The sequence below is a fragment of the Bacillus sp. AFS041924 genome, from assembly GCF_002577195.1.
Classification (GTDB): Bacteria; Bacillota; Bacilli; order Bacillales; family Bacillaceae_G; genus Gottfriedia.
In genome coordinates, this window is record NZ_NULG01000104.1 from 30,004 (window position 1) to 49,859 (window position 19,856).

Sequence of the window (19,856 nt, forward strand, 5' to 3'; positions counted from 1 at the left end):
AGTTTTATGCATAAACATAATAAATTAGCGGTCATTAACATAGCGGTTTTAACAGTTAGTGATACTAGAACGGTTGAAAATGATGAAAGCGGTAAACTAATTAAGGCTTTGTTGAAGGAGCAAAAACATATCGTTTTGGATTATAAAATTACAAAAGACGAAATCCCATTAATTGATTCAATTGTTAGATCATGGAGCGAAGATGATCAAGTTCAAGTTATGATTATTACTGGCGGTACTGGTTTTACGAAAAGAGATGTTACATATGAAGCAATTTCGAATTTGTTAGATAAAGAAATGCAAGGTTTTGGGGAACTGTTCCGTTCATTAAGCTATACAGAAATTGGTCCAAAGGCAATGTTTAGTCGAGCAATTGCAGGAAGTTTTAATGATAAAGCAATTTACGTAATTCCTGGCTCAAGGAACGCTGTAAACTTAGCAATGACAAAACTAATTTTACCAACATGCCAACATTTTGTTGAGGAATTAAATAGACAATGAAAATTGCTGGTGTCGTATTAGCAGGTGGCAAATCCTCTCGTTACGGAAAACCAAAAATGTTTGAAACATATAAAAACAAATTTTTATATGAATATAGTGTAGAAGCCTTAAAAGAAAATTCAATTTCACCTATTATTATTTCAACGAACGAAAAACTAGTTCCATATTTTAGTAAAAAAGATCTAGACTTTGTCATAGAAGGAGAAGCTGACGAATACCAAGGTCCGTTATATGCGATGTACAATGCATTTTCAAAAAGATCAAACACAGATTGGTATTTTGTCCTAGCCTGCGACACACCTTTCATTACAGCTGATTTTGTAAAAAAAATGATCGCAAAGGTGAAGCATACTAACGTTGATGCAATCGTACCGGTCCAATCAGATAAACTTCAACCGCTATTTGCACTCTACCATCGTAATTGTATCGGGAAGATGAAAGAGATTGTAGATAAAAACAATCGAAAGCTTCAGCTACTATTTGATGAGGTTAATTTATTTACAGTACCATTTTCAAAAGATGAACTAATCTTTAAGAATATCAATAGGCCTGAGGATTGGCAAAATGGGCAGGAGTAATACAAGAATAGGCTAGCAAATTCTATTGCCTAGATCCTGTCTGCAAAAGGAGGAACTATCATGAGTGAATTTTCCCATTGGAATGAAGAAGGAAGACCTAAAATGGTCGATATATCAGAAAAAGACATCACAACACGAGTAGCAATTGCACAAAGTACAATTTCGCTATCAAAGGAATTATATGACGCGATACAAAATGGACAAATTAAGAAAGGCGATCCGTTAAATGTAGCACAGATTGCTGGGATTATGGGAGCGAAAAAAACTTCAGACATTATTCCAATGTGTCACCCGATTGCACTTTCAGGCACTGACTTTACATTCGAGTATGTAGAAGCACCAAATGGGTATGATTTAATCATTCGTGCGACTGTTAAATGCAGTGGGAAAACTGGAGTTGAAATGGAGGCACTTACAGCTGTAAGTGTTGCTGGCCTTACATTTTACGATATGTGTAAAGCCGTTGATAAAAGTATGGTCATAAAAGAAACATTTTTAGTACAAAAAACTGGTGGTAAAAGCGGCGACTTCTTTCATAAATAAGATTGGAACATTAACTTAATTGATTAATAGGATCAACTATTTAATCAATTAAGTTTCCAATTTTTTATCGAAAACAAATACTGAAATCGCAATATCTTCTTCTACCTTCATATCAGAAAAAAGATTAATAAATTTAGCGCCAACGATGTCTTCCAATTTAACGGGAGGATTTTTTGCATAGACATCTTGAATCATCTTAGTTCTAGCATTATGAACGATATCACGCCCTTCTGAAGTTTGAGCGATAAATAGTTCTGTAGGAGTAAGATTTCCATACAAAGTTGAAACAGCCATATTTTCAACAAAAACAGTATGGATTCTTTCAGGACCTTTACCAAATAACTCTTTTCGCAGTTTTCGAATATAGTCATTAAATTCATGGATGACTTTAGACATACTAAATACCCCTTATTCTAGTTGTTTTGTTTTTCTAATAATAAATCAATGATAAATAAATTAAAAGAAAAATCGAACATCTCTTGAACATTTATGTGAAAATAGTAGATTATAGACAACTAATATCTTGGAACTCTGGATTAATAAAATGGTTTGTAATTTATTACATAAATTTCATGTTTTAAATAAGGCGATTAAATATATTAGCACATTATGATAATAAATTATTACGTAAAGGAGAAAAGAAAGAAGATATAAAAGTTTCTCTTAAAAAAGTTAATAGTTTTTTCGAAAAATGTAGGATCAATAACTGTAGAAGAAAGGAATTGAATGTTATTAAAAAGAATTGTTCAATTTTACAAATTGTTGGCTTTCAAAACAGTGGTAAAACAACACTCACTGAAAAACTGATTAAGAGAACTAAACAACATGGATTAGTTGTTGCGGCAATAAAACATCATGGTCATGGAGGAGTTCCTGAAATCGAAGTAAATAGTAAAGACAGTATTCGTCACCTAAATGCTGGAGCAATTATATCTAGTGTTGAAGGAGAAGGTGTCTTACAGTTGAGAACAAATATTAAAAATTGGGACCTAAAGAAAACGATTGAATTATATCGCTTTTTTTCAACAAATGTTATTTTAGTAGAAGGGTATAAGAGGGAAAGCTATCCAAAAGTGGTTTTAATAAGAGATGAAAGTGATCTCACTTTACTAGATACATTAACAAATATTAAATGTGTTATAAGTCATTTCGAACTGCAAAAAAATAGAGTGGTAGAATATCCTGTATTTCATTTAGAAGACGAGCAAAACTATATAGAATTCTTAATCAATGAAATCGTTAAACAGAAGTCAGGAGAGGATTAAATGGGTAAGTGTAATTTAAATCATTCAAAAAAAGATGTACAAGATAAGTTAGATTTTCAAAGGAACTATTTGCCAGATAGAATAACTGATGATTTAGATTTATTACTTCGAACTGAATGTTCACAAGAAATATTGAACGAAATATTCCATCTTATAAAAAAATATGACTTATCAACAAATGCCGAACAAGAACTTAGAAATAAACGATTAAGTGATTTGTTATCAATTTAATTAGTAGTTTTGGGTTAAAACGAAATGAGGAGAATACATGATTGAAGAATTTTTAATCCCCCTAAAGGTTTCTCTTAAGGTTGCTGTATTATCTGGTTTTATCGTGATTATTTTAGGTACAATGTTTGGGAGAATTTTATCGAAAAAATCATTTAAGGGTAAGTCACTTTTGGAAACGATAATTATGTTACCTTTAGTTCTTCCTCCTACAGTTGTAGGATTTTTACTCATTGTAATTTTTGGAAGACAAAGTATTCTTGGGAAAACTATAGAATGGTTATTTAAGCAACCAATCATTTTTACATGGTGGGCTGCTGTAATTGCTTCAATTATTGTAGCATTTCCACTAATGTATCAATCTGCAAAAACTGGATTCCTAGGAGTGGATAATGAGATAGAAGAAGCAGCCCGAGTTTGCGGAGCAAATGAATGGGAGATACTTTTCTTTATTTCAATCCCACTTTCATTTAATGCAATTATCTCGGGAGGAATCTTAAGTGTTGCAAGAGTACTTGGTGAATTCGGTGCTACTCTTATGTTCGCTGGTAATATTCCTGGAAAAACACAGACAGTCCCTACTGCCATTTACTTAGCTATTGATTCTGGGAATATGAAAATGGCATGGTTATGGGTACTTTCTATGGTGTTAATTTCATTTATCATGTTAATGATGGTCCAGAGAAAACAAAAATGATTGTTGTACAAAAAATGTGTCAAAGATAAAGAAAAAATTCATATAACCTCTCAAAACTAGCTAAAATGATAATCAAATTATTGATTTTAAAACATAAACTGCACATTTCATTGCTACTTTCCTTTTTCTGAGACAAAGAAGATGTAGCAGTGATCACCTTATTTATCAAAAATTATTTTATAGTACTGAAATCGCCAAATGTATGCCTTTTATGAGTAAGAAAAAACTAGAGAAGAGAGCTATAAGGGGAAAAGTATTAAATTATTATAAAATTCAATTGACTAAGTATTCTAAATTTTGTTACCATACAATTAACTTACCTATATACATGTATACATCTGGAAATATAGTGAGTAGAAAATAATTCAATTTAAAGAATATATATGCATACATGTATACATGTATGCGTGATGTTCAAATTAGATGTATACAGGTATACAGGAGTATGTAAACAAGAAATAAGAAAAGGAATGATTGATTATGAAACTATCTGGAGAAGTAAAGTTTACTAGGCCTGTTGAGGACATATGGGAGGCTCTACATGACACTGAAATTTTAAAAAATGCCATACCAGGGTGTCAGGGTCTTTTTCTTTTGGAAAATGGAGAGCATGAAGTGCAACTTAAACTTGGAGTTGCAGCTGTAAAAGGAGAATACGTTGGCAAAGTGAAATTGCTGGATATTGAAGCTCCATGTCATTATTTGTTAATAGCAGAAGGCAGTGGTAAACCTGGATTTGTTAATGCCAAGATGGAATGTAAAATAAATCCCTTAGATGAAGAATCATGTCAGTTGGTATGGGATTGTGAAGCCGAGATTGGGGGTAAGATTGCAGGTGTTGGTAACAAAGTCATTGGAGGAATCGCTAAATTCTTTGCTGGTAGCTTTTTCAAGCAAATAAATAAGCAATTACAGTTGAATTAAACGCCAACTAATTTAGGAGGTTAAAAGATGAAACCAGCAGCATTTAATTACCTTCGTCCTACTGACTTGGAAGAGGCTCTGGGTTATTTATCAGAGTATGGGGAGGACGCCAAAATCCTTTCTGGAGGACAAAGTTTAATTCCAGTATTAAATATGAGACTTTCTACACCAAACTATTTAATTGATGTTAGTAAAATATCAGACTTGAATTATATTAGACAAAATGATGGTTATATTGCAATTGGTGCTTTAACAAAACATATTGAAATTGAGGAATCAACACTCATTAAAGAGCACATTCCCTTGTTGGCTGAAGCCATCCGATATGTAGGCCACACTCAAATTCGCAATAGAGGAACGATCGGAGGAAGTATCGCCCATGGAGACCCTTCAGCGGAATTACCATGTGTATTGACTGCTCTTCGAGGGGAGATTGTCATTACTAGTCTTGAAGGTGAAGTAATACTAACTCCTGAAGAGTTTTTCCTAACCTTTTTATTAACTTCACTTCAGGCTGATCAATTAATTAAAGAAGTTCGCTTCCCAGTCATAAAAAAATCTAGTGGAACTTCTTTTGAGGAGGTTTCGAGACGGTATGGTGACTTTGCAATAGCTGAGGTTGCTACAGTAGTTGATGTTAATGAAGAAGGAAAATTCACCAATGCTCAGATTGCCGTGGGAGGAGTAAACCCTGTTCCAACAGTGTTAGGGGAGGTAGAAGAGTTTCTTATCGGAAAACAGCCATCAAATGATGTATTTGAGAAAGTTCATGAAATTACGATGGAAAGTGTTGAACCAGAATCGGATCTTCATGGCACTGCAGAATATCGGAGGGAGTTAGCTGGGACTTTAGTTGTTCGAGCATTAAAGAAAGCTTTTAATCGAGCACAAAAAGGAGAAATAGAATGGATCGAGTTCTGATTTCAATGATCATTAATGGCAAAGAAATTCAAAAAGAAATTGAGCCTCGTCTATTGTTGACAGATTTTATTCGAGAAGAGTTAAAACTTACTGGCACTCATATTGGCTGTGAACATGGAGTTTGTGGAGCATGTACAATTTTATTAAATAAAAAACCGGTTCGAGGTTGCCTTATGTTTACAGTCCAAGCTGATGGATGCGAAATTCAGACTGTAGAGTCTTTGGCTAAAGAAGACGGTGCCCTAAATGCCCTCCAACAAGCATTTACAGACTGCCATGCTTTACAATGTGGATTTTGTACACCAGGATTTCTTATGACATTAACAAGCTATCTTTCTGAAAATCCCAAACCAAACGAAGATGAAATTCGAGAAGCCATTTCTGGAAATCTTTGTAGATGCACCGGCTATTCAAATATCGTTAAAGCAGTAAAGTTGGTAACAAACCAACCGATTTCATAAGATTGGAGGTAGCAAATTCATGTCAAACTATGTTGGTAAAAGTATTAAGCGTAAAGAGGACTATCGTTTACTAACAGGGGCAGGTAAATTTGTGGCAGATATCCAATTGGCCGACTTGACAGAAGCCGTATTCGTTCGCAGCCCCCATGCACATGCAAAAATAATAAGTATTGATACATCAAAAGCAGAATCCATTGATGGTGTTTACGCAGTTCTAACAGGAGTTACAATTGATGAAAAATTGAAACCGCTAACACAATTTGAAGCGCACGCTGCTTTACCACCACATCTGAAAGAACAAATTAATGCAAAGATTAGATTTAATTTTGAGGACATTTTAGCAAAAAGTACTGTTATTTATGTTGGACAGCCTCTTGCTGTAGTGGTTGCAAAAAATCGATATATTGCAGAGGATGCAGCTGGATTAATCGAAGTGGTCTATGAGGCACTTCCTGCGAACGTCGATCCGTTTGAAGCATTAAAAAGTGATGCAATCAGTATACAAAAGCAGATTGGGCATAACTTACAGTCAGATTTTCATCTTGTCGTGGGGAACAGTGAAACAGCATCATCAATTGCGGATCACACATTGAAAGCCAGGATTAAAACGCCACGTCTTTCCTCAAACCCAATGGAAACGAGAGGAGTCGTTGCTTCATTTGACACTCGCACAAATCAATTACAAATTTGGTCCTCAACCCAGTTACCGTTTGAAGTTCGAGCTACTGTTGCACGTTGTTTAGACTTTGTAGAGCAAAACATAATTGTTATTGCTCCAGATGTAGGCGGTGGTTTCGGTCCAAAAGGCGGAGTATATCCTGAGGAAATAGTAGTTGCTTATCTTTCTGTTAAATTAAAAAAACCTGTTCGGTGGATAGAAGACCGGATTGAACATATGACTAGTTCTCGTCATTCACGAGATCAAATTCATGATATAGAAGTTTATTTTAACCAGGAAGGAACTATTCTTGGTATAAAAGATGAATTCATTATTGATAGTGGCGCAGTTAATTATTTTGGACTAACTTGCGCCTATAACAGTGCCTTTCATTTGCGTGGAGCCTACAAAATTCCAAACTATGATGTTAAATGTAAAATTGTTCTTACGAATAAAACGCCAAACGTACCTTTTAGGGGGGCTGGACGGCCTGAAGTGGTTTTTGTTATGGACCGAATCATTGACATGATTGCTAGAAAGCTAGATATAGATCCTGTTGAAGTGATGAAGAAAAATATTATATTACCTGAAGATATGCCGTATGACCAAGGTATTTTAGTAAAAGATGGCGCTAGGCTTATTTATGATAGCGGGGATTACATGGATGCTCTAAACAAAGCTTTAGAAATGGTAGACTATCAAAATTTCAGGGAAAACCAAAAGGAATTGAAAAAACAGGGAAAATGGATTGGAATAGGAATTTCATCCTATGTTGAAGGTACAGGGGCAGGGCCGTTTGAAGGTGCCCATTTAAGTGTGGATATCTCCGGTCATGTTATTGCACATTTAGGGAGTGCATCCCAAGGACAAGGGCATGAAACTGTGTTTGCTCAAATTGCTGCAGATGATCTTGGACTTAGCCCAGATAACATTACAGTAAGAGTTGGTGAAACCTCTGTTTTACCTTTAGGCGCAGGGACCTACGCCAGTCGTAGTGCCGTAAACGCCGGATCTGCCATTCATGGTGCATCATTAAAATTACGAGAAAAAGTACTGAAGGTTGCAGCGAGCTTATTAGATGCTCCTACTGATGATCTACAGATTAGGAATGGAAAAATATTTTCTAAGAATGTACCTGAAGAGTGTATTACTTATCGAGATATAGCTCATGCTGCAAGACCTGGTAAACTTGGTAAACTTCCACCAGACATAGAACCTGGTCTTGATGTTACCCATTATTTTGTCCCTCCCACTGTTACATTTTCATCCTCCGTTCATATTGCCAAAGTAGAGGTGGATAAAGGAACAGGATTTGTAAAAATCTTAGATTATTCTACAGTTCATGACTGTGGCAAGGTGATAAACCCAATGATTGTCGATGGTCAATTGCAGGGAGGAATTGCACAAGGAATCGGTTCAGCATTGTATGAAGAAGTTATATTTGATCAAACTGGTCAACTATTATCCGGAACGTATATGGATTATTTAATACCAACATCAATGGAAATACCTACGGTAAGAAAGTCTCATCAAGAATTCCTTTCTACTCGAAACCCACTTGGAATCAAGGGTGTAGGAGAAGGTGGAGCTATTTCTCCTCCAGCTGCAATTGCTAATGCAGTAGTAGACGCATTAATGCCATTAAACGTTTCAATTAATGAACTTCCAATTACTCCTAGTAAAGTTCGAAATTGGATTAAAGTAGCTGAAAAGATACAGAACAAAGTAAATATTTTTTAGAAAGGGGGGCTTAAATGACATAACAACCCTGATGCACAGAAAAATCTTAACATCTAGAAAAAAGCAGAAGTTTGGTAAAGTATGTTTACCTTTATAAACATGGTTTTATAGGTTGCTTATTAATACTTAATAGGAGTGAAAGAATTGGAAAATATTAATACTCAATTACAGGCTCCATACGAGAAAATGTCAAAAACTCGATGGTTTTACGTTGTTCTACCATTACTTCTGCTTTTTGTTGTTTCCACAATGGATAAAGCAAATATTAATATTTTGCTGGCTAACAAATCATTTTTAGAAGATTTATCGATTAATGGAAACTTAGTGAAAGGAACATTAAGTAGTATTTTCTTAGTCACTTATGCAATCGGACAATTTGGGTGGGGTTTTGCAATTGATCGAATCGGACCATTAAGGGCTGGTATTGCTGGAATTTTACTATGGACGCTAGCAATGTTCTTGGGCGGAATTTCAGAATCTATTAGTGGTATTTTTTGGTCAAGGGCCATATTAGGGATTGGTGAAGGGGTCTTGTATCCAATTGCCCTTAAATTAACATCAAGATGGTTTCCGGCGAACGAACAGGCGAAAGCACAAACGGCTTGGTTTAATGGAAATGCAATTGGACCAGTTGTGGGTCTGCCGCTTATTGCTATTATTACGGCTTCATATGGCTGGAGAGAGAGCTATTATGTACTTGCAGGATGTTCCTTAGTTACGCTAGTTATCTTTTGGGTAATGGTGAGAGATTATCCAAGTAAGCATTTTGCAACCAATACAAAAGAGTTAGATTACATCGAGAATAACAAGAAGGAAGAAGCAGCTGGAGCAAGCAAGAAAAGCATTATTTCCGTTTTAAAAAATCCCATGTTTTGGGTTTTAACTATAATTTATTCTTGTTTTTCAATTGGTTTCTTTGGTATGACAACTTTTCTACCAAGTTACTTAACGGAAACGAAGGGAATCGCATTTGTAAATTCTGCGATGATTAATTCTGGTGGGTTTGCTTTGGCCGTCCTAATTCAAATGATTTCGGGATATTTATCCGATAAATTAATGAAAAGGGCAGTATTTGTCGCAGTTACATCAGGAGTCATTATCCTTTTAATGGTTTTAACGATGATAACAACAAGTAGTACGTCTGCCGCGATCTTAACCATCCTCCTCATTAGTTGTTTATTAATGCCGGCAGCTATAACCATGACAATGCTACAACGTGTAGCATCATCAGAAGTAATGGGAAGTATTGGTGGTGTTTTCGGATGTGTATCTTATTTGATAGCGGCATTAGGACCAATCGTTGTGGGGACGTTTAGCCAGGTGACTGACTCATATAATGGAGGTTTTATCGCTATTATATTCTTCTTTATTTTATCACTGATTTTAAGTTTCGGTTTAATGCGAAAAGGGTATTAAGGATTCATTCTTTTAATATTATTTAGGAGATAGATGTTGTAGACTTCTATCTCCTATTCACTTTAGTATAGGAGGAAAAAAAGTATGTCACAATTAAATGAGTTTAGAGAAGTCTTAAAAAATATTAAACTAGCTTGGGAACGACAACAAAAGGCTGCTCTAGTGATGCTTATTAGTGTGAAGGGTTCTGCGTATAGACTTCCTGGGACAAAAATGATGATGTCATCTGATGGAAAAATGTACGGTACCATCAGCGGTGGTTGTTTGGAAAGTGATATATATGGATGGGCTGAAAAATCAATGGAAACGCAATCACCACATATACAAATATATGATTTAAGTGAAAATGAGATCTGGAGCTTAGGAATAGGGTGTAAAGGGAATCTCGAAGTGTTAATCTTGCCAATAAGTGAACAGGATGGATTTTGGCTGAAAGTAAATGAAGAAATTCAGAAGGACAATACTGTTTGCCTAGTTTTGGAGGTAACAACTGGAAAAAGATTGTTGATTAAAGAGAACAGTGAAATCTTAGGTGATTACGATTATTTTCCTTCTAAGGTAATAAAAAAAGGATTAACCTGTTTGAAGAACCGAACTCGGGCAGAGACTATTAATCTCGAAGGTAAGCGATATGTAATAGATTCAATGCAGCCAGCTGAAAGATTAATAATAGTAGGAGCAGGAAGAGATGCTAGGCCAGTTGCAGAACTAGCTTCAAAAGCAGGGTTTTCTGTTTCGATTTTGGACTCACGAGAGGATTTGAATAATGAAAGGTATTTCCCATCGGAAATCCATATAGTTAGTAAACCTGAAGACATTTATCCCAATAATGTTTCAGACTCTTGGTGGATTGTAATGAACCATCACCTAGAGAAGGATGAAGCTGCATTACTTTTAGCCTTAAACAGCAACCCGCGATATATAGGAGTTTTGGGTCCTCGATCTAGAACAGATGAAATGCTTACTAATATAGGTTACCAATTAACTGGCGGACCAATTCACTCTCCTATAGGTTTAGACTTAGGTGCTGAAACGATGGAGGAAGTTGCTATTAGTATCGTTTCAGAATTGATGTCATTACGATCAGGTAGGATCCCTGTTCCACTGCATGGAAGGACAAAGATACATGTGTAAAATCGGTGCAATTGTTTTAGCGGCAGGAATATCTAGACGAATGGGAAAACCAAAGTTATTGCTTCCGATTAATGGGAAACCTCTTTTTCGCTACTCTGTGGAAGTCGCATTACGCAATCATTTAAAGCCCATCGTAGTGATTGCTGGGAGAAATATAAATAAGATTCGAGAACATCTTCAAGATTTACAGGATGTAGAGATACTATACAATCCAAAATATGAGGAAGGCATGTCATCATCTTTGAAGCTTGGAATATTATCGGTATCTAATCGGGTAGATGCTGCGATGGTTTTTTTGGCAGACCAGCCTTTTGTATCGGATTTGGTGGTGCGGAATTTAGTTGATGAATTTAAAGTTTCAAGTAAAAATGAACTATCGATTTACCGTCCAAAATATCAAGATATGTTAGGTCATCCTATATTGTTCAAAGCCACATTATTCAGTGAATTTAACTCTATTTATGGTGATGAAGGTGGGAAATCAATCATCAAAAAATATCGACATCATTTAAAAATCATTTCATTTGACCATCTAGAATGGGGGATGGATATAGATACACCTGAAGACTATAAAAGTATTCTTAGAATAAGAAATAAAAGGTCAGGAAATTAGTGCACATCATCGTGACTTTTCCTGACCCTTTTTAATTACTAATCGTACGATTGAGATAGTTATTTAATACAGAAAGATGGTAATTATGATGTTCTTGAATATGTTTATTAATAATCTTTTTGGCTTTCTCTTTATTTCTTTCACTTATTGCTTCTACTAGATCTAAATGTTCTTGAAATCTTTCTTCAAACCATTGATGCTCAAAGGTCGCTTTATCATTTAATCTTAAAGATAAAAAGGTAATACGCATCGATAACCATAATACATCTGAAAGTTTCTGTAGATAATAATTTTCTGAAAATGAATACAATAATTGATGAAAATCAATGTTCGCATGACTAACAGAAATATAATCCTTAATTAATAATGCTTGTAAGATTTTTTCATTTGCCAAATTTAATTTTATCACTTGCTCTTCCGTAATTATATCGCAAACTTTTTGAATGGCATAGCTTTCGAGAAGTTGCCTGATTTCAAACTCTTGCTCAACAAGTTTAGGGTTAATCGACGATATTTCCATACCTATACCTGGTTTAACTTTTAACAAATTTTCTTGCTCTAATTTTCTTACTGCCTCTCTTACAGGAGTCCGACTACATTTAAATTTCTTTCCTAGATCCTCTTCAGTTATGTAATCTCCAGGAAATAATATACCTTCAATGATTGCATTTTTAACGATATGAAAAATTGCGTCTCGTAATGGTTTGGATGAGTAATGTTCTATTTGCTTTTCAAAAAATACAGATAAAGTATCCATAATATTCCTTTCGATTAACGTATATGTGATAAACTATTTTTTAAGTCTTAAACAAAATTATACATTAATACTGTTGCATTTGTCTCCTTTGATAGGAAGCATGTTTTCTTCCTTCTAATCCCTCAAGTATCCCTTTGCCAAATTATTTAGATAATCAATGGAGTAGACTATATAACAAGATAAACCAACCTTGAATAGAAATTGGCAATATAGAGATAAAGATATTAATAGAGGAATTCATGCACGATTCTTGAATTAGAGTAAGAATACATAAAAGACTCAACTTTACATTTCGTAAACATGAAGGAGATGGTGGAAGGTATGGCAAATAATATTGATTTAATAAATCTAGCTGTAGGATTACCAAGTAATATGAAGTACGGCGAAAATAAGGAAATGACAACAGGGATTTGTAAAGAAGAAGTTGAAGAAGTTTATTTATCGAAAGATGGCTTTAAAGGTGATGGAGTAGCCGATTTAAAACATCATGGTGGACCGGACCGAGCTGTATGTGTCTATCCATATGAACACTACGCGCTTTGGGAGAATGAGTTTAATCTAGAATTACCACCTGCAGCATTTGGAGAAAATATAACTGTAACAAATATGTCTGAAAAGGACGTATGCATTGGAGATGTATACCAAATTGGTGATGCGATCATACAAATTACTCAAAGTAGAATCCCGTGTGACACAATAACAAGAAGAACAAATGTAGCACTTAAGAGAATCGTAGAAACCGGGTTTACAGGCTACTTATGCCGCGTTATAAAAGAGGGAACAATCAGAAAAGATTCGAAAATAGAATTAATTGAAGCTCAAAAAAATAAAGTCTCTGTTTTGTATTGCAACGAGATTTATTTCCATGATCCTAAAAATGTTGAGGGAATTAAAGCAATACTTGAGGTTCCTGAGTTAGCTGAGGATTGGAGAATTCGGTTAAATAAGCGATTAGAGAATTTAGTTTAATCGTTTTGATGTGAGGGAAGTCGCTATTGAGCGGCTTTCTTTTTTTAGGCATTGTTAAATTGATTTGCTATCTATTTATTATCTGAGCAATGGAGTTCATCTCTGAGCCACATCGTTTACAATAGAAAATTGATTCCAACCATACACCAAAGTCCAAGAGAATAATGTTACTTGGATATTGGTGTATGTTGTGTTTACAAAACCTTATTCTTCTTTTTCACCTATCGGCAAAACGGTAGAAGATTTAATTTCTCTTAAGGCTAAACTTGTTTGAATTCGAATGATTCCAAGCTGATTTAACTTCCGAATAAAGTTCTCCAATTCCTTTCGTTCTCTGTTCGCAACTTTTAATAAATAGTCATACTCTCCTGTTAATAAGTGACACTCTAAAACTTCAGGCATGGATTTTAACTCTTTCTCTAACACTTCTAACTGATCGGCTTGATGGATATTTGTATTGATAAAAATGAAACAAAGTAAGTCAAAGCCTAGCTTTTCTTGATTTAAGATAGCAACTTGCCGATCGATATACCCCTCGTTTTCTAATCGTTTAACTCTCGCATGTGTAGCTGGTGGTGACAAATTCACATGTCGCGCTAGTTCTGTATTGCTTATTTGAGCTTCCTTTTGTAACTTATCTAAAATTTTAATATCTAATTCATCTAACACTTTATTTACTAGGTGTTCCACCTTTATCGACTCCCTTTCAATTATTCGGAAAATGGGTTGGAATGATTATATAAATCGAATTATATTTTTTTAAATATTAATTTTACTTACAATTATTTTGTATTTATTCCATTATACAAAATAATACACGGTAGAATAAATAGTTATGTTAAACTAATTAAAAATTAAAAGAAATCACTGCGCAATCTATTTTAGACCAGTGAAGGGAGCTTTAGATATGCCGATCTTTTATATACTGTTGTTATTATTAACAAGTTTGTTATGGGGAGGAAATTTTGTCGTTGGAAAATCACTTGTTGGTCATGCTTCTCCAATGACTTTAACGACTCTACGGTGGGGAATTGCAATTATCGTCCTTTTACCAATAGTATGGTGTAAAGAAAAGAAAATCTTACTTCCACGTAAAGCTATTCTTCCAATAATCATCATGGGAGTAACAGGTGTTGTACTTTTTAATCTTTTTCAATTTTTAGCATTAGAAAAGACATCCGCAACTAATGTTGGTTTAATTTCAACCCTAAATACAATCTCTATTGCTTTATTTTCTTCTTTATTTTTAAAAGAAAGAATGAATTTGTTACAAATATTTTCGATAATTCTTTCGTTCTTTGGGGTTATTCTTGTGCTTTCAAAAGGAGATATTAATCTACTATTTTCAATGAAATTTAATTTAGGTGATTTATGGATGGTCATTGCCGTATGTATATGGGGAATATACTCAGTTTGTAGTAGATGGGCAACAAGGCTGATATCACCTATGATGTCTACACTATACTCAGGGATATTTGGATTTATTGTAATCATCCCTTTTAATCTCTCAGATTTTACGTTACTAAATGTAAATGGGTCATTTATTTTCTCAATTTTATATACTGGGATTATTTCAACAGTCTTATGTATGCTCTTTTGGAATATTGGCGTTCAAAAAATTGGGGCAACGTCAGCAGGTATTTTCCTGAATTTTAATCCAATTTTTACAGCCATTTTAGCGTTTTTCTTATTAAATGAAAAAATGACGTGGATACAAGGACTTGGGAGCATGATTGTTATACTAGGTAGTTTCTTATTCACTTACTTTAAAACAAATGGGAGCCCAAACAATAAACAGGTTTTAGAGAAAGTAATGAAATCTCCAGCATAGGTCATATTAACGAACGATCCAACTTGAAACATAGATTGGTAGTTAAACTGTTTTGCTTTATTATGACGGGAAGAAATATTTTTGAGCCACCTAGGGATAGGTGGTTTTTGTGTTGTAGGAGAAAATTGAATGAGTACGTTAGATAAATTTTTTTTTGGATATGTTGAGGGGCTTATGCAACTAAATGGCAAGGCAGTTCAGTAGAATATGGAAAAAATAGGAAAATATACTTTGGTAATTTGAAAGATATTTTTGTTAAAATTGACTAAGATATTCATTAATTTTCCTTAAAAAATGGAAATGTTTTCATTTAGGAAGAAAAGCTTAAGTCAGTATAGTTCATGATAAAAGCTTACATAAAAAGTACGCAAAAATATAGTAATAGGATTCTAGGAGGAGTAATATGTTCGAAGGCGGAGATTTTATGTTTACGTTCGGTCCCATTTTCATTGGTATCATTTTTGTAATCGTTATATCCATTGTTGTATTCTCAATTATAAAGGGAGTTACACAATGGAATAAAAATAACAACTCACCAAAATTAAATGTAAGAGCCAAAGCTATAGCTAAAAGAACAGCCGTACAAGGTGGAGGGGAACATTCGGCATATAGTAGATATTTTGTAACGTTCGAAGTAGAAAGTGGAGATCGGATCGAATTTCAGGTAAAGGATACTGAATACGGAATGATTGTTGAAGGTGATGATGGAGAGCTTGCATTTCAAGGTTCAAGATTTCTTGGTTTTAGTAGAATCAGATAAACTCAAAGTCCAGATCATTAGCTAATTTTATTTATCGTTTAGTTGAGATTCAAGATTATTAAAATGAAGATTTTTCAAAAATATAGTTTATTTCAACAAAGCTGCTTCGGGAGCTTTTTTCTTATTCGTAAATGGAAGGTTAGTTGAAGAAGGATATTTTCTGTTTTATTCGAATTAGAATGTCAACAGAAGTTTAACGAATGAAATAACTGGAACATAGGAGGTAGGATATATGAAAATCAATAGAATAGATCATGTGAGTATTAATGTAAATAATCTTTCAGAGGCTAAAGCGTTTTTTCTTGATTTAGGACTAGAAGTGCAAGCGGAATGGGAATTGGATGGAGAACAGCTGGACAGAATAGTTGGGCTTAAGGATGTTAAAACGTCATGTGTAGGATTGGGGATGCCAGATGGTCAAGTCTGGATCGAGCTAGTCAAATTTTATACACCGTCAGATGAAAAAGGTATTCAGCAAACTTTTGCGAATACGCTAGGTATCCGACATATTTGCTTTGCTGTAGAAGATATTGAAGCTATTGTTGCTAAATTGAAAGAGAAGGGCACAGAAATCTTTAGTGAGATCCAGCAATATGAAGAGAGTTATAAGTTATGTTACGTTCGTGGTCCAGAGGGCATTATATTAGAGTTGGCGGAGAAAATCAGATAAATAGTGAATGGGACTTTAAATATAGTTACTATCTGATGCTTTATTATTAAATAATCAATAGCATTGTTCGTGTTTAACATTTCATTTATTTGGATATTATAACGTCTATCTGTTGTTTTATTGTATAATATTAATGAGGTGTTTTTATGAGTAAAGCTAAAGGTAAAGGCGGAACAGGTAGAGGAACAGATAAGAAGGGTTGGAATAGGTGGCAAGCTAAAGCTAGAAAAGCAAAAAGTGCCAAACCATATGTAAGTAAAGGTACTAAGAAAAAAGAAGGAACCAATGAAACAAGTAAATAAAAAAGTCATATCTGAATTTTTTTATTGAAGTAAAATTGTTTCATGACTTTCAATTAATTTTAAGAGAGTTACCTATTAATCAAATAAAAAATGTTATATCAATTATAATTATTTAGGCTAATTTGATTAGCTCGATTATTATTGTTAATATAGAACTATTACAATGTGTGTAAATCACACAAGGAGGAAACAATTATGGAACATGGTAAAGTAAAATGGTTTAATGCAGAAAAAGGATTTGGATTCATCGAGCGTGAAAATGGTGATGATGTATTCGTTCACTTTTCAGCAATTCAAACTGACGGATTTAAATCATTAGATGAAGGTCAAGCAGTTACATTTGAAGTAGAACAAGGGCAACGCGGACCACAAGCAACTAATGTTAAAAAAGCATAATTAACTCAGAAGAAGTTGGATTCTATTAAGTAGAATCTAACTTTTTTTTATGATTGGCTCTGTTATAAAAAATTGTTAATTTTCTTATACAACAAAATGGCATGCTTTAGTTGCATAAGGAATGTTATACTTATGCTGTAAAAAAAGATGATGATGGAGTAAATAAAATGGAAATTAATAAACTATATTCAAAATTTCTAACTAAAAATATACCAAATTATTTTTTAATAGATGAAGTTGACCGAATATACAAAGAAAAATATAAGGCTAATGAATTAGATAAACGAACTTTATAGATTTAAAAAAAATCCATATGTGGATTACGCTAACATCGTTAAGTGTTATGAAATTAAAGATGAGAAAATATTAGAAAATCTGTTTTGCAAGGAAGAAAAAAAACAACACCTGCATTTCACTAAAAAATATGCTTCAAGATATCCAGGAGAAGACCTTAGATTAAATGAGGGAATATTAATAAATGTCATTTTAGAAAGTAAAGATGGCAAACGAATAAGTGGTTATACCGTACAAGGTAGCTGTTCATTTATATCGAGTGAATTGGTTGTTTTTATCGGATCAAAGCAGGAAGAACAAAATTTAGACAATCGCAATTTTAGGTATTATTTAAATTGCCTTAAGAAATTGGGTATTTATAAACCATAATGTTGTTCAACTAACGCAATGCGATAGTTGAAGATCACAAGCTGCTTAATTGCAGTTTTTTTATTGAAGTAATGGCAGTTTAGTTGTGCGAAATGTTTCTGGCTTAAATTGAGATTGGTCACAATACTCAGGTAAAGGTCAGACAGTTCCTTTTCGGAGCTGAAGGATTATATCGAAGAATCAAATGACGGGGTAACGCCCTGAAGGGTTCTCTCTTAGTCGAATAGCACTGGATTTAGTAAGAATGATCGTGTTATAAGCTCGATGAAAAGGCGTGAGTTCGGCTGACGAAAGCCTACTCGATGGAGTGGTGTAATTCATGATGCTTGAGTTGAATGAATATGGTGAGAATGCGAATAAACCTACAATAAAAGGTTAAGCTGACGAACTTCTGAATGTACGGGTCTATAACTGCGATACATAGAAATGTGTATATCACCAAATTGTGAGGTTAGATGTGGGTGAGTAAGACTAACTAATATGAAAATCCATGATACGTTACAGGCGTATGAATGCTAACAGGCTTACAGGAAGCACCTAAGTTCATTCTANNGTAAGCTGATAACGTGGAGGGCTTACTCCCAATGAAGCGGTGGCAAGGAAAGCATTAATGACATTAGTTACTGCATAACTTGGCTTTATTTCAGTGAAAGTGGTGGCACAGTACCAATGAAAGGTCTAATCAGCCTAGAGGGATAGCCACTAGACTAATGAAGAATCATTTAATCATGCAAGGCAAATCTTTATCGGTTAATAAGGTTCTTGTGAGACTAATAGAGGTTCACCTCCTGGAGAGGCACCGACTTATTAAAACGGAAGAATTGAGACACGGAAGGAACTGCGATTTCTGAGGTGTTGGTGATTAAATCGAATTGGATTAGTTGGAACGCCGTATGAGGTGAAAGTCTCATGTACGGTGTGAACGGGGGGAAAAGGGAGCGATAACTTCAAACCCTTACCTATCTGTATGCATAAGAAAATGTTTATTATTAAAAAAATATTAGATGAATTATGATAAAATTCAAATAAAGACAAACTTCTAAGGAGTTACCTCATGCGATTTATCTTGAATAAAATAAGGCAACAATTATTAAAAAATGGATTAAAACCTTTTGTCATTATTGGTATTATATATGTCATTTTATTATTAAGTGGAAAAGACGCAAAATTAACAGACGCATTTTTTTATGTAGTTATTTATCTTATCGGAAAAATTGCTATTTACTACTTCGAATCAAAAAAAATAAATTGGAAACAAAGTTTGAAAGACATTTCAATATTTTTGTTTTTAGTATTTTTATATAAATTTTTATATCTAGTCTTAGACTCATTTGGTTTTAGACCATTTAAAATATTATCAAATGGAATAGGATTTATAATGATGATTTTAATAGGTTTAACATTAATCTACATTACTTTTATAATGCCTTTAGAAATTCTTAAGCAAAAAAAGAAGTAATTGATCTTTAGACTAAAAAATTCAGTCAAATAAAACCTTCTAAAGGAATTGGTAAAAATGAATGTCTTAGTTATTGGCCTGTTATTTTTAATTGCAGGAGTAACTTTTTTCTTATCAGTTTTATTCAAATATACAAAAGAAGAAAACCAAAAAACAGTTAAAAATTTGGAGTGGGTAAAAGAGGACACATATGCAAAGTTGGAAGAACAAGACGTAATTCTTTTTCAAAAAATTGCAAGTAAGTCTTCTATATTAGCAAAAATAATACTACTAATATTAGCAGTTATTCCAATTGTCATTGGCGTTTTTGCTTTAATAGTATTTTTCTTAGGTTGAATCATTACTTATTGAACTAACGCATGCTTATATA

At 33.9% G+C, this 19,856-nt stretch carries 25 protein-coding genes; 22 read left to right on the forward strand and 3 right to left on the reverse strand.

What is annotated here, in order from left to right:
- The first annotated feature begins 6 nt into the window (after positions 1–6).
- Genes COC46_RS18010 through moaC form a run of 3 tightly spaced genes read left to right on the forward strand, consistent with a single transcriptional unit; the run spans position 7 to position 1,622 of the window.
- Positions 7–501, forward strand: coding sequence for a MogA/MoaB family molybdenum cofactor biosynthesis protein (locus COC46_RS18010; RefSeq protein WP_098811303.1), 495 nt, complete (start codon positions 7–9; stop codon positions 499–501).
- The gene (locus COC46_RS18015; protein ID WP_098811304.1) at positions 498–1,079 is read left to right on the forward strand and encodes a molybdenum cofactor guanylyltransferase; all 582 of its coding nucleotides are present in this window, start codon (positions 498–500) and stop codon (positions 1,077–1,079) included. Before COC46_RS18010 ends, COC46_RS18015 begins: the two co-directional genes overlap by 4 nt.
- A gap of 60 nt (positions 1,080–1,139) precedes the next feature.
- The gene (moaC, locus tag COC46_RS18020; protein WP_098811305.1) at positions 1,140–1,622 is read left to right on the forward strand and encodes a cyclic pyranopterin monophosphate synthase MoaC; all 483 of its coding nucleotides are present in this window, start codon (positions 1,140–1,142) and stop codon (positions 1,620–1,622) included.
- A 48-nt stretch (positions 1,623–1,670) separates the two neighbouring features.
- On the opposite strand, the gene COC46_RS18025 is transcribed toward moaC, so the two are convergent.
- Positions 1,671–2,018 carry a Na-translocating system protein MpsC family protein gene (locus COC46_RS18025; RefSeq protein WP_098811306.1) on the reverse strand — a complete coding sequence of 116 codons (348 nt, stop codon included), beginning with the start codon at positions 2,016–2,018 and terminating at the stop codon, positions 1,671–1,673.
- A gap of 335 nt (positions 2,019–2,353) precedes the next feature.
- Here COC46_RS18025 and mobB point away from each other — a divergent pair, with 335 nt between their 5' ends.
- From mobB to COC46_RS18075, 10 genes are all read left to right on the forward strand, one after another.
- Positions 2,354–2,887, forward strand: coding sequence for a molybdopterin-guanine dinucleotide biosynthesis protein B (gene mobB, locus COC46_RS18030; RefSeq protein ID WP_098811327.1), 534 nt, complete (start codon positions 2,354–2,356; stop codon positions 2,885–2,887).
- Positions 2,888–3,118, forward strand: coding sequence for a group-specific protein (locus tag COC46_RS18035; protein ID WP_098811307.1), 231 nt, complete (start codon positions 2,888–2,890; stop codon positions 3,116–3,118).
- A 37-nt stretch (positions 3,119–3,155) separates the two neighbouring features.
- Positions 3,156–3,812: a molybdate ABC transporter permease subunit gene (modB, locus tag COC46_RS18040; RefSeq protein WP_098811308.1), complete on the forward strand. Its 657-nt coding sequence runs from the start codon at positions 3,156–3,158 to the stop codon at positions 3,810–3,812.
- 480 nt (positions 3,813–4,292) lie between these two features.
- Positions 4,293–4,736, forward strand: coding sequence for an SRPBCC family protein (locus COC46_RS18045; protein WP_098811309.1), 444 nt, complete (start codon positions 4,293–4,295; stop codon positions 4,734–4,736).
- Positions 4,737–4,763: 27 nt separating this feature from the next.
- Positions 4,764–5,657, forward strand: coding sequence for an FAD binding domain-containing protein (locus tag COC46_RS18050; RefSeq protein WP_098811310.1), 894 nt, complete (start codon positions 4,764–4,766; stop codon positions 5,655–5,657).
- A complete protein-coding gene (locus COC46_RS18055; protein ID WP_098811311.1) occupies positions 5,642–6,118 on the forward strand; it encodes a (2Fe-2S)-binding protein in 477 nt (158 codons plus the stop codon). The genes COC46_RS18050 and COC46_RS18055 overlap by 16 nt, the downstream gene beginning before the upstream one ends.
- Before the next feature lie 19 nt (positions 6,119–6,137).
- Positions 6,138–8,516 (forward strand): xanthine dehydrogenase family protein molybdopterin-binding subunit, encoded by a 2,379-nt coding sequence (locus COC46_RS18060; protein WP_098811312.1) that lies wholly within the window; start codon positions 6,138–6,140, stop codon positions 8,514–8,516.
- A 144-nt stretch (positions 8,517–8,660) separates the two neighbouring features.
- The gene (locus COC46_RS18065) at positions 8,661–9,932 is read left to right on the forward strand and encodes an MFS transporter (RefSeq protein ID WP_098811313.1); all 1,272 of its coding nucleotides are present in this window, start codon (positions 8,661–8,663) and stop codon (positions 9,930–9,932) included.
- Positions 9,933–10,016: 84 nt separating this feature from the next.
- Positions 10,017–11,066 (forward strand): XdhC family protein, encoded by a 1,050-nt coding sequence (locus tag COC46_RS18070; protein ID WP_098811314.1) that lies wholly within the window; start codon positions 10,017–10,019, stop codon positions 11,064–11,066.
- On the forward strand, positions 11,059–11,679 hold the full coding sequence (locus COC46_RS18075; protein WP_176545211.1) for a nucleotidyltransferase family protein: 621 nt from the start codon (positions 11,059–11,061) through the stop codon (positions 11,677–11,679). Before COC46_RS18070 ends, COC46_RS18075 begins: the two co-directional genes overlap by 8 nt.
- Positions 11,680–11,710: 31 nt before the next feature.
- Here COC46_RS18075 and COC46_RS18080 read toward each other — a convergent pair whose 3' ends face one another.
- Positions 11,711–12,436 (reverse strand): GntR family transcriptional regulator, encoded by a 726-nt coding sequence (locus COC46_RS18080; protein WP_098811316.1) that lies wholly within the window; start codon positions 12,434–12,436, stop codon positions 11,711–11,713.
- Between the two features lie 321 nt (positions 12,437–12,757).
- Here COC46_RS18080 and COC46_RS18085 point away from each other — a divergent pair, with 321 nt between their 5' ends.
- A complete protein-coding gene (locus COC46_RS18085; RefSeq protein WP_098811317.1) occupies positions 12,758–13,405 on the forward strand; it encodes an MOSC domain-containing protein in 648 nt (215 codons plus the stop codon).
- 204 nt (positions 13,406–13,609) lie between these two features.
- Here COC46_RS18085 and COC46_RS18090 read toward each other — a convergent pair whose 3' ends face one another.
- On the reverse strand, positions 13,610–14,095 hold the full coding sequence (locus COC46_RS18090) for an Lrp/AsnC family transcriptional regulator (RefSeq protein WP_098811318.1): 486 nt from the start codon (positions 14,093–14,095) through the stop codon (positions 13,610–13,612).
- Positions 14,096–14,312: 217 nt separating this feature from the next.
- Here COC46_RS18090 and COC46_RS18095 point away from each other — a divergent pair, with 217 nt between their 5' ends.
- From COC46_RS18095 to COC46_RS18130, 8 genes are all read left to right on the forward strand, one after another.
- Positions 14,313–15,236: a DMT family transporter gene (locus COC46_RS18095; protein ID WP_098811319.1), complete on the forward strand. Its 924-nt coding sequence runs from the start codon at positions 14,313–14,315 to the stop codon at positions 15,234–15,236.
- Between the two features lie 403 nt (positions 15,237–15,639).
- Positions 15,640–15,996, forward strand: coding sequence for a DUF2500 domain-containing protein (locus COC46_RS18100; protein WP_098811320.1), 357 nt, complete (start codon positions 15,640–15,642; stop codon positions 15,994–15,996).
- 232 nt (positions 15,997–16,228) lie between these two features.
- The gene (locus COC46_RS18105) at positions 16,229–16,666 is read left to right on the forward strand and encodes a VOC family protein (protein WP_098811321.1); all 438 of its coding nucleotides are present in this window, start codon (positions 16,229–16,231) and stop codon (positions 16,664–16,666) included.
- A gap of 146 nt (positions 16,667–16,812) precedes the next feature.
- Positions 16,813–16,968, forward strand: coding sequence for a DUF3934 family protein (locus tag COC46_RS18110; RefSeq protein WP_098811322.1), 156 nt, complete (start codon positions 16,813–16,815; stop codon positions 16,966–16,968).
- Positions 16,969–17,163: 195 nt separating this feature from the next.
- Positions 17,164–17,364 (forward strand): cold-shock protein, encoded by a 201-nt coding sequence (locus tag COC46_RS18115; protein ID WP_069032402.1) that lies wholly within the window; start codon positions 17,164–17,166, stop codon positions 17,362–17,364.
- 315 nt (positions 17,365–17,679) lie between these two features.
- Positions 17,680–18,027 (forward strand): hypothetical protein, encoded by a 348-nt coding sequence (locus COC46_RS18120; protein WP_098811323.1) that lies wholly within the window; start codon positions 17,680–17,682, stop codon positions 18,025–18,027.
- 1,054 nt (positions 18,028–19,081) lie between these two features.
- A complete protein-coding gene (locus COC46_RS18125) occupies positions 19,082–19,486 on the forward strand; it encodes a hypothetical protein (RefSeq protein WP_098811324.1) in 405 nt (134 codons plus the stop codon).
- A gap of 57 nt (positions 19,487–19,543) precedes the next feature.
- The gene (locus COC46_RS18130) at positions 19,544–19,822 is read left to right on the forward strand and encodes a hypothetical protein (RefSeq protein ID WP_098811325.1); all 279 of its coding nucleotides are present in this window, start codon (positions 19,544–19,546) and stop codon (positions 19,820–19,822) included.
- The last annotated feature ends 34 nt before the right edge of the window (positions 19,823–19,856 follow it).